Below are 12,999 nucleotides of genomic sequence, written 5' to 3' on the forward strand. Positions count from 1 at the left end.
ATGCTTTTAGATAATGTAAATATCGATATAACACGAAGCTGGTCATTTACTTATGAGTTATATAACTGTTATATGTATTGATGTTATTTATTATAAAAATATCTTTAAATTTATTGATATAATTGAGGTAAAATAACAAAAGCCCTTCTCATGTGAGAAGGACTTTTTATTTTTACCATTAACATGTATTTTATTTATCCATTTTTCTATATTTTTATTATAACTTACTTTTAAAATACCGAGCAAATTGAACTCCTCGTTTTTAGACAAAAATAAAAATCACCTCTTTTGAAGTGATTTCTATTATGATAATATTCTATTCTGACAAATTTTGTTGAATCTAATTTATATTATAAAGACCTGTTTTGAATTTTGTTGCCAAATTTATCTCCCAACCTTTTCAATCGTTACATCCATTTTACATTCCTCTGATTCCTTTAATGCATTTTTTAGTAAATCTAAAAAAGACGTTCCTTGAATAGTATGATAGTTTGCTAAGCTAGTTATTTTAGCAGGAATTTTATCTCCATAAGGTGGTTTTTTTGTTATATCCTCAATATCCCATATTACCTCTGATGGAGGGATTTTGCTCAATTTTTCTCTAATTTCTTCCACATTTTTTAATGCCTCAGGCACATTCCCACATTTTAATTTTTCAAAATATAGGTCCTTCATTAATAAAGGGTATTTAGTTCCCCAACCATCAGGCTCACAGTGGTATGACACTGTTGAGAAAAAGCTGTGTAAAAAGTCAGGGTGTCCTGCCTCATAGAAAAACATGTCTACAGAAAATCCTACTGTCATTTTTTCATCAGTCCTTTTTAATAAATTTTATTTCAGGTAAGGTATTAGCTTTTTTACTTATTCCCGCCTTTATTTCCATCAAAATTTCATTAGTAACAATTTGCCCCCTTGTGTCAATAATAACAGTCTGTCTTGTTCCTTGAGGTAAGTGGAGATCTCTGTAATTTAGTTGTTTAACAATTACATTCACTAAATTAGTTCTTTTTGATTTGGTAGATATATCATAATTTTTTAGTTCTACACTATGACCTTCTATATGAAAATCAGGTCTAGTACTACCTTTTGTGTTCTTAGATACTTCATCTCCATCTTTGAAAGCCACTTGGTCATCATAATATAGAAGGAAGTAGTCAGACATTCGATTGGTCAGCGATATAATAGTAAATAAATTAGGGGATTTTGGTATCCATATATCTTAAGTGACTGTTGAAGTGTCACCTAAAGTAATTACAAATAAAAAGAGCACCTTATAAAAAGTGCTCATAAAAATCAGGGAAACCGTTCGTTGTCGATTAAATATTAATTTCTATACGGAATATTGAATATAAATAACTAGTAAAAGCGTCACTTAATCCGTCACCTCAAGAGTCACTTACGTGTTACACTAAAGGGTATAAACCTAATAATCATGCGGATTAGAGGACTTTTTCTCAATCCGCTCAATCACATCCTGCAGCTCATCCGGCTTCAAAAATTCAATCGGAGAGAATCCCTTTTCAAACGTAAGTGTATCTGCCTCTATCATGAGCACATATCTGTCATTAACCTTCGCAATATGAATTTGGTCTCCAAAATCCGCAAGTAAGGCCTTCACAGAAATATGATCTGCTTTTACTTTCAATTCAACTTCAGGAGCATGCTCGACGATTTGGGCCGTTGCTTCCATTACTTCCTCCGTTGAAAACTGTTCCATAATTTCACGTTTAGGACTCGCAGCCCATACTTCCATCGCTTGGTCGAATTGTTCACGTTCTTCTGTTCCTTCTTCAAAGACGTCTTCGATTTGGTCGTATACCATATCCATGACTTGTGTTTTCATGATTTCGGGCATGGAACGCTCGTATTCTACGAATTTTAAGAAGTCTTCGAAGTAGCGGGCATGTGATGCTTGGTGGATTTTTAATTCGCCTACTTCTACCATGCCTTCTTCTGGCATATATGGGTATTGAATGGATTTCATATTTTTTGTCGTAATTGCCATTTCAACATTACGAATAAGTGTTGCTTCGTCAGAAATGGAAGCAACTTTTGGCTCGAAGTCACACTTCATAACGAATACGAATGGATCGTCAAAGTATTTACGTAGTTTTGCTTGGGCAACTAAAAATACACCACCACGTACTGCACTCGTATCAATATATGTATAAACGAGAGGTTCACTCATATCTTTAAAATTCTCTTTCGTTTCCGCAAAGCGGATGCGATTAAATAAATTATAATGCGGGTTTGAATCGAATTCGTGCCCAGTTTCTACAATAAATCGGCCGATTTTTGTTGGGGCTTGTTCGGTTTTTGCATGACGTTCTACTTTTCGTTTAGATATTTTTAATAATTCACCATCTAAGAACTCTTTTAAGGAACTATCTTCATATTCTTCAGCATCTAACGTTTGGAAATGTTTATATCGTTTATCTGCTTGTTCACCTTTTCCTTCTATTTGTACGACATAGAAGGAGAGGAAATTTATTTCAAAATCCATATTTATCACCTTGTTTCATTTCATTGACTCTTATCAGTATAGAGATGGAGAAAACTTTCGTCAATTTAATAAAGTAAAACGAATAACAAAGACTTACTATTTGTTAATTCGGAATATAGGAAGGGGGAGAGCCCCTTCCTTATATAGTTCTTTGTTTTACTAATTAAAATCCATCCTCAAGTGCTGAAAATGGAATGTTGAGTCGATTCTCTACAGTACGTAAACGTTGATTTAATCGATTGAGTCTACGTGTATGACGTTCTACTGTCTGCTGAAGTTGATTTACTTGACGGTTTAATTGATTTACTCTTTGTTCTAGCTCATTTACTCGTCTTTCTAACTGACGGCCGCCACCACCTGGGAATGAAATTGGAATTTGAAATTGTCTGTTTGGATCATAGGGATCAATTTGTTCAGTTTGTTCTATATATGGTTGGTATTGCGGTTGTTCGTCATATTGCCCTTGATAATTATAAGGGGGGTAGGGGATATATGAATTGTAGGGATACATAAACATCCTCCGTTCTCTAAATTTAGTTGAATTCATCATAATGTATGTGTAAGAGCGGATGGGTGGCACGGCAAATACCTATTTTGAATAGGGGACTTCACCAAACGTATTTAAGAGGATTTGTGAAGTTTTTTATGAATGATGATTATTTTTTAAAAAATTCAAAATTATTAATGTGTTAAAATTGTTTTTGAATTATTGTTTGGTATATACTGGTTAAATAAGAGAAAGATTACAATCTTAACAAACTTAAGTTTTTTAAGTAAATATGTGTAGACATTTCTTAAAGAAAAGAGTAATTTTAATATAGTGGAAATCAAATTGTAATATTTTGTAGTTATATTGCAAAGTCATGTAATCATACATACATAAAATTGGAAACAAAGAGTAGAAGATGTAAGTAAAGGAGAGAGTATATTGTTACGTAAGGTACATAGTTTAGTAATAGGGGTATTATGTGTAGGTGTAGTGAGCGGTTGTAATACAAAAGTAAGTGAGGTTTCATTAGTAAGTGGCATAGGCGAGCATACGGTAGAAGCAAAGACTGGCGTCAGTGACAGTGTAAGTTTAGTTGATGCTAGAAGTGGGAAAGAAGTAAAAAATGTGAATCTAGCAAACTTAGGTTATTTTGAAGATGAGAATAAATTTAAAAAAGAAGTAACGAAGGTTGCTAAGGAAGTTGGAAAAAGCATCGATCAAAAGATGGTTCCTTCACGTATGGCAAGTGATGGAACATGGCAAGAAGGTAAGCCTTCTTATGAGTTAATGGAAAAAGAGCTAGTAGATAAGTTAATGAATGTAGGAATGTGGGATTCTTCATATCAATTGCCGATTGTTGAGAAAAAACCTGTAGCGACTCCAGCAGATGCAAGTGGAAGTGGTGCAGTTTTAGGGAGATATGAAACGAACTTAGGTGGTTCTACAGGCGGTAGAATTGAAAATATTCGTTTGTCTGCGAATAACATTAGTGGTGTAGTACTAGGAAAAGGAGATCGTTTCTCTTTTAATGCGTTAATCGGAGATACAACACCAGATAAAGGGTATCAGTTAGGGAAAGAAATTGTTGATGGGAAATTAGTAGATGGTTATGGTGGTGGAGTATGTCAAACATCTTCTACTCTTTATAATGCAGCCGATCAAGCTGGATTAAAAATGGTAGAAAGAACAACACACTCCAAAACAGTAGGATACGTTCCGAAAGGCCGAGATGCTACAATTGCATATCCGTATTTAGATTTAGTATTTGAAAATACAAATGATGTGCCTGTGAAGCTTTATATGAGCATAGAGGGTGGAAAGCTTGTTGCTGAGGTACGTGCAGCAAGATAAGAGTAGTGTTGCCGTTCGTAAAAGCTTGATTACTTCAACTAGCTGTTAGTGACGGGAGGAAAACTACCACTAATAGCAGTTTCGCGTTATCACTATTTGAGCCATTTTTTCTAGTATTTTTCTAGAAGGAATGGCTTTTTGTATACATATAAATCAGTAATGGGAATTTATCTGCTGATTAAAAAACTTCTTTTCATAGACTAAAGTAAATAGGTTGTTTGAAAGGAATATTTACAATCAGACATCTATAATTTGATATGAAAACGCCAAGTAAGCCAAATGAGAGTTTGTCCGAATAGATAAAAGTTGTAATAAAAGGTAATAGACATAACTTTGAGGAGGAAGAACTGTGCAATTTATTTTGGAAACGGTAGCGATTGCTGGAATAATATTCATCATTTTGATTTTGGCATTTAGTAAAACGTTAAAAGATGTTAATAGAAGGAAGAAGAATAAAGAAGACAAATGATATATAGAAAAAAGGTGCTTATGTATAGAAAGCACCTTTTTTCTATGAATAACACTTTAAGCTTTTGTATAATTTAAATCCCAGATAACGTCAAAGCAATCTTTCACTTTAGCAAATTTTGCTCCCCAGAATGTATCTTGTAATTCCATAAGTACAGTTCCTTTTTCGATTAATGCATCGTAAATTTTTTGGATTTCATCTTCACTATCTAATTCAAGAGCTAATGAAATATGATTTCCAACTTCAACGGATTGACCTAAAAATGCATCGGATACCATGAAAAATAAACCATCTTTCTTGAAACGAGCGTGCATAATGCGATTATCTACTTCTGGTGGTGTTGGGAAGTCAGCATCACCGAAAGTTTGGATTCCTTGGATTTCTCCTTCAAATACCGATTTATAGTATTCAAGTGCTTCTCTCGCATTTCCGTTGAATGTTAAGTATGGAGTAATTTGTTGTTTCATTTGTAACGCTCCTTTAATGTTTTATTATGTTACTTAAGTAACAGTTTACTTGCTATATTCAGACTCAGCGATCGATTTAACACGATTAACAAAGTCAACTACAACTTGATTTGTAGCAGATTTCATATATAACTCAGCTTGCTCGGTTAATGGTTGGTTTGTAGCGGTATATTTAAATAATGTTTGAATTTCATCTATTTGTCTCAATTCGTATGTAGCAGTAATATCAAACATATTAGCAAGAGTAAAGCCTGATTTCAATTTTTTGTGTGTGGCTGTATTTATATAATCAAGTGTTTCTACATCATATTCCTGAATTTCTTCGCCTTCTTTATATTTTTGGCGATAAACATTCCCAACAATTGTTTCTGTTTCTTTGAGAGGTGTATTCTCTATCACTTGAGGCATTAGCTTTTGCATTTGATCTAATGAACCATCAAAATAAGAAAACAAGTGCTCAATGGGTGTGTGAATGATAATTTTTTCTGTCCAACTTTTCATTTTAGTCCTCCTTTTTGTTTGAAAGTAATTTCATGATACAAACAAATGTTCTGTTCTTCAAGTTGTTTATAGAGTTTGATGCTTATTTACAAGTTGAGAAAATTAAATATTCATTGGTATAGTTAGAGTTAAATTTCTTTTCTCCTATAAAATACAATTGTATTACCGCATAAAGAGGTATTGGATGAAGTGAAAAAGAGATTGGTAGAGAAAAATCATGAATTAACAGAGAACGTGAATGGGTTCACAGTGGTGGACCCAAGTGGAATTACGGTGCAGTTTGAAGCAGAGGTAGAATAATGAAAATAAGGAGGAGAACGAATGGTGAACTTTCCTCCTTATTTTTTGTATGTAATCGAGGCCAAACAAAACTGAAAAGAGATTTATCCCGTATTAACAGGCAGTAATACTCCCACCTCAAAATTCGGCGGAAGCAAAGAAGTTAGGTGGGAGATAAACTACCTGTAAAAGCCCGATTGGTGAGGGCTAATAATCAGCGGGGGATGAAGAAACCCCCCACTGATTAAAGTTTCACTTTATTTTTTACGGATGGTAAATATTTGAGCAAGATGATGGTTCATATGATTAATATAATCTGTAACAAGCCATTCTAAAGTTACTTCCTGTTGGTCTTCTAATCTACATGGAAGTTGCCATTGTTCAGTCTTTACATTCGTTAATAATTTTATAATTTGTATATTAATAGCTTCCCATAATTTTAGAATTTCATTTGATGAAAAAGACTGTTGATAATTATGCGCATATACCCACGAATCTTGATCATAACCAGTGAGTGTAATAGTTTCTTTTGAAGTAAGAATATCAACAAAGCGTTTATGGTTTATTGTACCGGAATCACAAAGGTGACCTAATATTTCTTTTTTAGACCATTTTGTTGGGGTGGGTTTTATGTCCATGTCAGAAAGAAGTATCACTTTTTGAGAAGCAGTATGAATTGTATTTTCTAATTGGATTGCTAATGTAGACATGTGAATCCCTCCGATTTCTATAGTAAATGGATGTTTACAGCTCAATCCAATATCTTCTTACAATATTCCCGTTTTCTTCGGTGAAGTCACTGTCACGAAGGCCCCCGTTATGTAAAATTGTTTTTTCAGAGGCAACATTCCATTCGTCGCAAACGACAAGAGCTTTGGTAATATCCAATTCTCTTGTTTTTTCTAATGATAAAGCTAATAATTTTGTAGCATATCCTTTGCGCCTTGCGGAAGGGCGTATACCATAGCCAATATGCCCACCAGCATTAAATAAATGTTCAGTTAAACGGTGACGAATATTTACAGCTCCAACAATTTTTTTATGATCTGTGACAAGCCAAAAAGTAGAGTCAGGTACCCAGCCGTTACGGAGATTTTTTCTTTCTGCTGCATCGAGTAAATCTTGAACCATTTTTGGAAAATTAGTAGGATCTTTTGCAATAACCCAAGGAACCATCGTTTCACCACTATTTTTCCATTCTTGATAGAATTCTAGGTATTCTTCTTGTAAGTCAATTGTAGGTTGCACTAAGTAGACATTCATTCTAAATAGACTCCTTTTATGTGTTTTTTGAATATTAAAACAATCTTAACATAATTTGGATGTTAGAGAAATAAAGTACTTGCCAGACATTGATGTTTGTGAATATAGAGATTGTAGATCTAGATTTCCAAATGTTATTCATTGTCTCAATGAACATGTATATGAAAGTTTGTAATACTTATTATACATTTGAAACTTATTTGCAATATTTCACCATGTTTATAATGTTAATTAACAAGAATATACAGATGAAATTCTGTTTATTTTCGTTTAAACTAAAGGTAATATCCTATTAGGAGTATTGATAAATACCACTTAAGATGAGTGTCTAATTGGGTTGTTAAGTAAGGAGGGTTTCCATGATTGATTTACTGAAAAAGATAGGTTTGTCTGATTTAGAAGCAAGATGCTATTTGACGTTACATGAAGAGCCAGATTTGTCCGGGTATGAAGTTGCAAAACGGGTATCTGTTTCAAGAACAAATGTATATGCCGCTTTACGATCATTAACGGACAAAGGGGCTTGCAGGAGTATAGAAGGGGAGACCGTTCTTTATAATGCTGTTCCGATAGAGCAATTAATACGTCTTTTTCAAACTAAATTTGAACAAACTTCGAAAGCTCTTATCAATCAATTAAAATCTCCGCCTAGACCTGCACCTGCTTTTTATAATTGGCAAGGAAGTAATGCGTTAGATAATGCTGTACGTCGCGTTATTGCAAATGCAGAAACATCTATAGTTGTAGATATTTGGTCAGAAGACTTGCACTATATAGAGGAAGCGTTGCTTGTAGCTGAATGTAAAGGAATTAGTGTCATCTTAATTACAATTGGAGCATGTAAAACACCTCTTAAACATGTATTCCAGCATTACAGGGATGAAGAGTGGCCTACTGATGAAAGGAAGTTTTCTATTCTCTGTGATTCTAGTTCAGCTTTAATTGGTAGTTTTGAAGGAGATATTAAGCCATCTGCATTAGAGACGAATCATCCAGCAGTAATTGAAGTAATAAAAAACGCTTTTTACCATGATATGATGATGCAACACATCGAAGAAGATTTTGGGAAAGAATTTCAAAAGAAGTACGGAGAGAATTACCGGAAAATGTTAAGTTATTTCAAAGAGAAAGGCTTGCATGTTTAATAAGGGTAATTGATATTGAAGTTAATGGATGAGTTGTTGAACTGATTATTAGCCCTCACCAATCGGGCTTTTACGGGCAGTTTATCTCCCACCTAACTTCTTTGCTTTCGCTGAATTTTGAGTTGGGAGCATTACTGCCCGCAAATAGCGGGATAAATCAAAAAGAGTCCAATACAAGTGGGCTCTTTTTCGTTTTTTTTGATGATATGAAGAAGTTCTATTCATTCCGAATACGTTGCTGTCTACTATAATCGAAAAATTAAATGAAATGCTAATTGTATAAAGTATTACGACGTGTGTGACGTTTAAATGACATTGAAGGAATATAGAAGTAGTTGTCACAATGCGATTGAGTCCTAGCATGTTTTTTCTGAATTTTATTACAGCTGAAGCAAGTTAATATATTAGGTGCAATCTACATGTAAACGGTGTGTACCACAGTGTAAACATTGGAAAATGTAACCTTGCAATGGAGTTGTTTCTAAATTAACACTTGAATTATTTAATTTTTCAGATTATTATGTATGGAATAGTTCATCAGGTGAATCGTTATAAAACGATCTTAAATTGTATATGAAATCTGTAACAGAATGATAGGAGAGAATGAAATGAAAGCTGAAACTGAAAGTTTGATAATTGCCTTAAAAGAGATACTTCCTGAAACACAAGTAGTAGTAAATGAAACGGTGAGAGAGTTGCACAGTAAAGATGAATCTTATCATGCTAGTAGTCTGCCAGATGTTGTTGTATTTCCAACAACGACAGAAGAGGTTAGTGAGATAATGAAACTAGCAAACAAGTACCAAACACCAGTTGTGCCATTCGGAGTAGGCTCAAGCTTGGAAGGTCATGTGATTCCATATGAAAATGGGATTACAATGGATTTTTCACTTATGAATCAAATATTAGAGGTGAGAGAAAATGACTTTCTCGTTAAAGTCCAACCGGGGGTGACTCGTTCGCAACTCAATAAAGAATTAAAAAAGCATGGGTTATTTTTTAGTGTAGATCCAGGAGCTGACGCTACGCTAGGCGGAATGGCTGCTACGAACGCGAGTGGAACGACTTCAGTAAAGTATGGTGTTATGCGTGATCAAGTTCGAGATTTAGAAGTTGTACTCGCAGATGGAACCATTATACATACAGGAACTCTAGCGGCAAAGTCGTCATCTGGTTATCATTTAAATGGTATATTTGTTGGATCAGAAGGAACACTTGGTTGCTTTACTGAGTTAACTTTAAGGGTATATGGAATACCTGAACATACTATGGCGGCAAGAGCATCTTTTCCGACGGTAAATGATGCAGTGGAAGCTGTGATTGATATTTTACAAGCTGGTATTCCGATTGCGAGAATTGAGCTTGTTGATGAACTGTCAATGAAACAAGTAAATCTGTATAGTGAAACAAATTATAGAGAAGAGTCAACATTATTTTTAGAGTTTCATGGAAATGAAGCAGGATTAAAACAAGATATTGAATTTACAAAAGAGATTGCCGAGGATCACAAGTGTAAAAGTATTGAATTTGAAACAGAAACAGCTGCTAGAAATAAATTATGGGAAGCAAGACATAATCTAGCATATGCTTATGTTCATAGTTATCCGGGTAAAAAACTGATGAGTACAGATGTTTGTGTCCCAATTTCAGAGTTAGCTCATGCAATTCAGTATGCAAAAGAAACTTTAGATTCTGCCGGAATTGTTGGTGGAATCCTTGGACATGTAGGAGATGGAAATTTTCACGTTTTATTAATGGTGAATCCAAATGATAGAGAAGAAATAAATAAAACAGAAATAGCAAATGAAAAAATTGTGTTATATGCCCTTAAATGTGGTGGAACATGTACAGGTGAACACGGGGTAGGGATTGGTAAACAAAAATATCAAGAAAAAGAGCATGGGGCAGCACTTCTTGTGATGAAAAAGATGAAACAAGCTTTGGATCCGAAAAATATTCTGAATCCGAATAAGATTTTTAAAATCCAAGAATAAGGAATGATCTGATGAAAACGTTAGAAGCAATCAGTAACGTAGCAGGAAGATATTTCGCCATTTGGGTTATATGTATCGCGGCTATCGCATTTATGGTTCCTACACCATTCCTCTGGTTTAATGGATATATTACGATTTTACTAGGTATTGTTATGTTTGGAATGGGACTGACGCTAAAAGCAGTTGATTTTAAAATGATTGTAACGAAGCCGTTACCAGTAATTATTGGGGTATGTGCTCAGTTTGTTATTATGCCCCTCGTTGCGTATGCACTTGCATATATGATGAAATTGCCAGCAGAATTAGCCGCGGGGTTAGTTCTACTAGGTTCAGTGCCAGGTGGAACTTCGTCAAACGTAATGGTGTATCTTGCGAAAGGGAATTTACCTTTATCCATTGCGATGACATCATTATCAACATTGCTTGCACCGATTGCTACACCTTTTATTTTATTATTATTAGCAGGGCAGTGGATGCCAGTTGATCCTATGTCGATGTTTCTTTCTATCGTACAAGTGATCATTGTCCCAATTATTTTAGGGATAGCAGTGAGAAAGTTCTTTCCGACAGTAGTGAATAAAGGTATCACAGTTGTACCTCTTATATCAGTTTTAGCAATTATCATTATTGTTTCTGCAGTTATTTCGGCGAATGTAAGTAGTATTTCTTCTTCTGGGTTGTTAATTTTTGCAGCGGTGATGCTCCATAATGCATTTGGATTTTTACTTGGCTATTTGACGGCATTGGTACTCGGGCTTGATGAAGGAACGAGACGAGCGATTTCGATTGAAGTGGGGATGCAGAACTCTGGATTAGGCGTAGCGTTGGGGGCCGCACATTTCGGACCATTAGCTGCTTTACCAAGTGTTCTAGCCGCAGTATGGCATAACATTGCAGGTCCAATACTCGCTACGTTTTGGTCTAAAAAAACTGTGGATGTCCTGCAAAAACAAAGTATTCAAACGGGTGTAGAAAGGTGAGTGATTATCTATAGAAAACGCTTTTTAGTTTAAATACTGAAAAGCGTTTTATGATTCTGTTATAGAAGTAATACTGTCCTTATAAAATAATTATTATCTGTCCCTGTCGGATTAGTTTCTTTCTAAATATAATTGGAAAATAAAATGATAAGAAAGAAAAGAGGAAGAATATGTATATACCAAAATAATTCGATATAAAAGATGAAAAAACGAAATATGAAATCATTGAACAAAATAGCTTTGCAACATTGTTTTCTCGGCATAATGAGGAACCATATGCAACGCATCTTCCTTTGCTATTAAATAGAGATGAGCGCATCTTATATGGTCATTTTGCACGTCCGAATGAACAATGGAAAGACGTTGAGAATCAAGAGGTACTTGCTGTTTTTCAGGGACCCCATTGCTATATCTCTCCTTCCTGGTATGAAACAAAGAAAGCAGTACCGACATGGAATTATGTAGCCGTTCATGTATATGGTGAAATGGAGATTGTCGCAAGTGAACAAGAATTACTAGATTCTCTTCGTGATTTAGTAGATAAGTATGAGATCAGGCGAGTTCTTATTCATTAAATGATGTAGAACCGAGTTATATTCAAGGGTTAAGTAAAGGGATTGTCGGATTTAAAATCAAGATTAATCGGATAGAAGGAAAAAGGAAACTGAGCCAAAATCATTCAGTGAAGCGACAGGAGTTAGTTGTGGAGAAACTAGAGCAAATTGATAGTGAGGGGCATAAAGGGATTGCTGTGTTGATGAGAGAAAATCTTATGAAGAATGAAGAGTAATGTAAGAACTAGACTACATGTTATAAAGTGAAACTGTCCGATAATGCGAGATAAATAAAGAAGCGATGAATTTTTTTATCTGCTCTTTACCATTTTTTAGTTCATTCTTTTGACAAATTAACTTTTTTATAAATGTCGCAACTGTGCTTTAAATATTATAACTTTATTTCCGAATTCAATTGGTTATTCACGCAATGGGCGAGCAGGCTATTGATTTAATTGTGAACACATTCTATGGTAAAGTTAGCTGGCTGTCAGATGCACATTCTATCAGAATTGAGCATGCTGCTATGCCGACAGCAGAAGCCATCCAGCGAGCTGCTGAAACAGGAATTGCGTTTGTCCCGCAGCCTATCTTTTTGTTTGCAGAGATTGAGAGTTATCTAAATAACCTTGGTGCTGAACGGACAAAGAGAACCTATTCCATTCAATCTATGTTTCAAGCAGGGATTAAGGTGGCGTTTTCCTCTGATGCTCCTGCAACGGCATGGTCAGATCCTGTGAATCCGTTTGTAGGGCTGAAAGCTGTTGTAACTCGCATGGCTTATGATGGAACAGACACAGGTTAAGAACAAAAAGTGGATATCGAAACTGCCATCACGCTATATACCCGTGCGGCCCAGGAAATCACACGGATTCCGAATGTCGGTCAGCTTTCTCCGGGGACCATGCTGATTTTAAAGTAAAAGCTGTGAAAGAAAATCAGCATGGGAAAGGGCCGAATCAAATCTTTTTAGAGAATGGATTCGATCTGATATTATTGGCGAA

At 34.9% G+C, this 12,999-nt stretch carries 13 protein-coding genes and 2 pseudogenes; 7 read left to right on the top strand and 8 right to left on the bottom strand.

The window, feature by feature from the left end:
- Positions 1-384: 384 nt before the first annotated feature.
- From Y7E_RS0112130 to Y7E_RS0112145, 4 genes are all read right to left on the bottom strand, one after another.
- Positions 385-804 (bottom strand): Imm70 family immunity protein, encoded by a 420-nt coding sequence (locus Y7E_RS0112130; RefSeq protein ID WP_017151520.1) that lies wholly within the window; start codon positions 802-804, stop codon positions 385-387.
- Between the two features lie 7 nt (positions 805-811).
- Entirely contained in the window at positions 812-1,126 is a 315-nt protein-coding gene (locus tag Y7E_RS0112135) for a hypothetical protein (protein WP_017151521.1), read from the bottom strand.
- 297 nt (positions 1,127-1,423) lie between these two features.
- Entirely contained in the window at positions 1,424-2,503 is a 1,080-nt protein-coding gene (locus Y7E_RS0112140; RefSeq protein ID WP_017151522.1) for a DUF3900 domain-containing protein, read from the bottom strand.
- 163 nt (positions 2,504-2,666) lie between these two features.
- Positions 2,667-3,053 (bottom strand): hypothetical protein, encoded by a 387-nt coding sequence (locus tag Y7E_RS0112145; RefSeq protein ID WP_193352114.1) that lies wholly within the window; start codon positions 3,051-3,053, stop codon positions 2,667-2,669.
- A 378-nt stretch (positions 3,054-3,431) separates the two neighbouring features.
- On the opposite strand from Y7E_RS0112145, the gene Y7E_RS0112150 reads away from it, so the two are divergent.
- Entirely contained in the window at positions 3,432-4,343 is a 912-nt protein-coding gene (locus tag Y7E_RS0112150) for a VanW family protein (protein ID WP_017151524.1), read from the top strand.
- A 525-nt stretch (positions 4,344-4,868) separates the two neighbouring features.
- On the opposite strand, the gene Y7E_RS0112160 is transcribed toward Y7E_RS0112150, so the two are convergent.
- Both Y7E_RS0112160 and Y7E_RS0112165 read right to left on the bottom strand, forming a co-directional pair.
- Positions 4,869-5,279: a VOC family protein gene (locus Y7E_RS0112160; protein ID WP_017151526.1), complete on the bottom strand. Its 411-nt coding sequence runs from the start codon at positions 5,277-5,279 to the stop codon at positions 4,869-4,871.
- A gap of 45 nt (positions 5,280-5,324) precedes the next feature.
- The gene (locus tag Y7E_RS0112165; protein WP_017151527.1) at positions 5,325-5,780 is read right to left on the bottom strand and encodes a hypothetical protein; all 456 of its coding nucleotides are present in this window, start codon (positions 5,778-5,780) and stop codon (positions 5,325-5,327) included.
- 153 nt (positions 5,781-5,933) lie between these two features.
- On the opposite strand from Y7E_RS0112165, the pseudogene Y7E_RS33230 reads away from it, so the two are divergent.
- Positions 5,934-6,080, top strand: a pseudogene (locus Y7E_RS33230) (VOC family protein); the annotation flags it as partial.
- A 236-nt stretch (positions 6,081-6,316) separates the two neighbouring features.
- On the opposite strand, the gene Y7E_RS0112175 reads toward Y7E_RS33230, so the two are convergent.
- Both Y7E_RS0112175 and Y7E_RS0112180 read right to left on the bottom strand, forming a co-directional pair.
- Complete coding sequence (locus Y7E_RS0112175; RefSeq protein ID WP_017151529.1) at positions 6,317-6,769, bottom strand: DinB family protein; 453 nt, start codon at positions 6,767-6,769, stop codon at positions 6,317-6,319.
- A gap of 34 nt (positions 6,770-6,803) precedes the next feature.
- Positions 6,804-7,322 (bottom strand): GNAT family N-acetyltransferase, encoded by a 519-nt coding sequence (locus Y7E_RS0112180; protein WP_017151530.1) that lies wholly within the window; start codon positions 7,320-7,322, stop codon positions 6,804-6,806.
- A 359-nt stretch (positions 7,323-7,681) separates the two neighbouring features.
- Here Y7E_RS0112180 and Y7E_RS0112185 point away from each other — a divergent pair, with 359 nt between their 5' ends.
- The 5 genes and pseudogenes from Y7E_RS0112185 to Y7E_RS0112205 all read left to right on the top strand — a co-directional run bounded on the left by Y7E_RS0112185 (position 7,682) and on the right by Y7E_RS0112205 (position 12,800).
- Positions 7,682-8,467: a TrmB family transcriptional regulator gene (locus Y7E_RS0112185; protein WP_017151531.1), complete on the top strand. Its 786-nt coding sequence runs from the start codon at positions 7,682-7,684 to the stop codon at positions 8,465-8,467.
- Between the two features lie 608 nt (positions 8,468-9,075).
- Complete coding sequence (locus Y7E_RS0112190; protein WP_017151532.1) at positions 9,076-10,461, top strand: FAD-binding oxidoreductase; 1,386 nt, start codon at positions 9,076-9,078, stop codon at positions 10,459-10,461.
- 11 nt (positions 10,462-10,472) lie between these two features.
- Complete coding sequence (locus Y7E_RS0112195) at positions 10,473-11,441, top strand: bile acid:sodium symporter family protein (protein WP_017151533.1); 969 nt, start codon at positions 10,473-10,475, stop codon at positions 11,439-11,441.
- Between the two features lie 194 nt (positions 11,442-11,635).
- Positions 11,636-12,231 (top strand): annotated as a pseudogene (locus tag Y7E_RS29585) (FMN-binding negative transcriptional regulator).
- A 194-nt stretch (positions 12,232-12,425) separates the two neighbouring features.
- The gene (locus Y7E_RS0112205) at positions 12,426-12,800 is read left to right on the top strand and encodes an amidohydrolase family protein (protein WP_017151534.1); all 375 of its coding nucleotides are present in this window, start codon (positions 12,426-12,428) and stop codon (positions 12,798-12,800) included.
- Positions 12,801-12,999: the final 199 nt, after the last annotated feature.

Origin of the sequence: Bacillus bingmayongensis, assembly GCF_000299035.1 — a bacterium.
GTDB classification, from domain to species: Bacteria; Bacillota; Bacilli; order Bacillales; family Bacillaceae_G; genus Bacillus_A; species Bacillus_A bingmayongensis.

Bases quoted from the DNA above. Each gene is read 5' to 3' on its own strand.
- Y7E_RS0112130 (WP_017151520.1), bottom strand. From the start codon at position 804: ATGACAGTAGGATTTTCTGTAGACATGTTTTTCTATGAGGCAGGACAC.
- Y7E_RS0112140 (WP_017151522.1), bottom strand. From the start codon at position 2,503: ATGGATTTTGAAATAAATTTCCTCTCCTTCTATGTCGTACAAATAGAA.
- Y7E_RS0112145 (WP_193352114.1), bottom strand. From the start codon at position 3,053: ATGATGAATTCAACTAAATTTAGAGAACGGAGGATGTTTATGTATCCC.
- Y7E_RS0112160 (WP_017151526.1), bottom strand. From the start codon at position 5,279: ATGAAACAACAAATTACTCCATACTTAACATTCAACGGAAATGCGAGA.
- Y7E_RS0112165 (WP_017151527.1), bottom strand. From the start codon at position 5,780: ATGAAAAGTTGGACAGAAAAAATTATCATTCACACACCCATTGAGCAC.
- Y7E_RS0112175 (WP_017151529.1), bottom strand. From the start codon at position 6,769: ATGTCTACATTAGCAATCCAATTAGAAAATACAATTCATACTGCTTCT.
- Y7E_RS0112180 (WP_017151530.1), bottom strand. From the start codon at position 7,322: ATGAATGTCTACTTAGTGCAACCTACAATTGACTTACAAGAAGAATAC.
- Y7E_RS0112185 (WP_017151531.1), top strand. From the start codon at position 7,682: ATGATTGATTTACTGAAAAAGATAGGTTTGTCTGATTTAGAAGCAAGA.
- Y7E_RS0112190 (WP_017151532.1), top strand. From the start codon at position 9,076: ATGAAAGCTGAAACTGAAAGTTTGATAATTGCCTTAAAAGAGATACTT.
- Y7E_RS0112195 (WP_017151533.1), top strand. From the start codon at position 10,473: ATGAAAACGTTAGAAGCAATCAGTAACGTAGCAGGAAGATATTTCGCC.
- Y7E_RS0112205 (WP_017151534.1), top strand. From the start codon at position 12,426: ATGGGCGAGCAGGCTATTGATTTAATTGTGAACACATTCTATGGTAAA.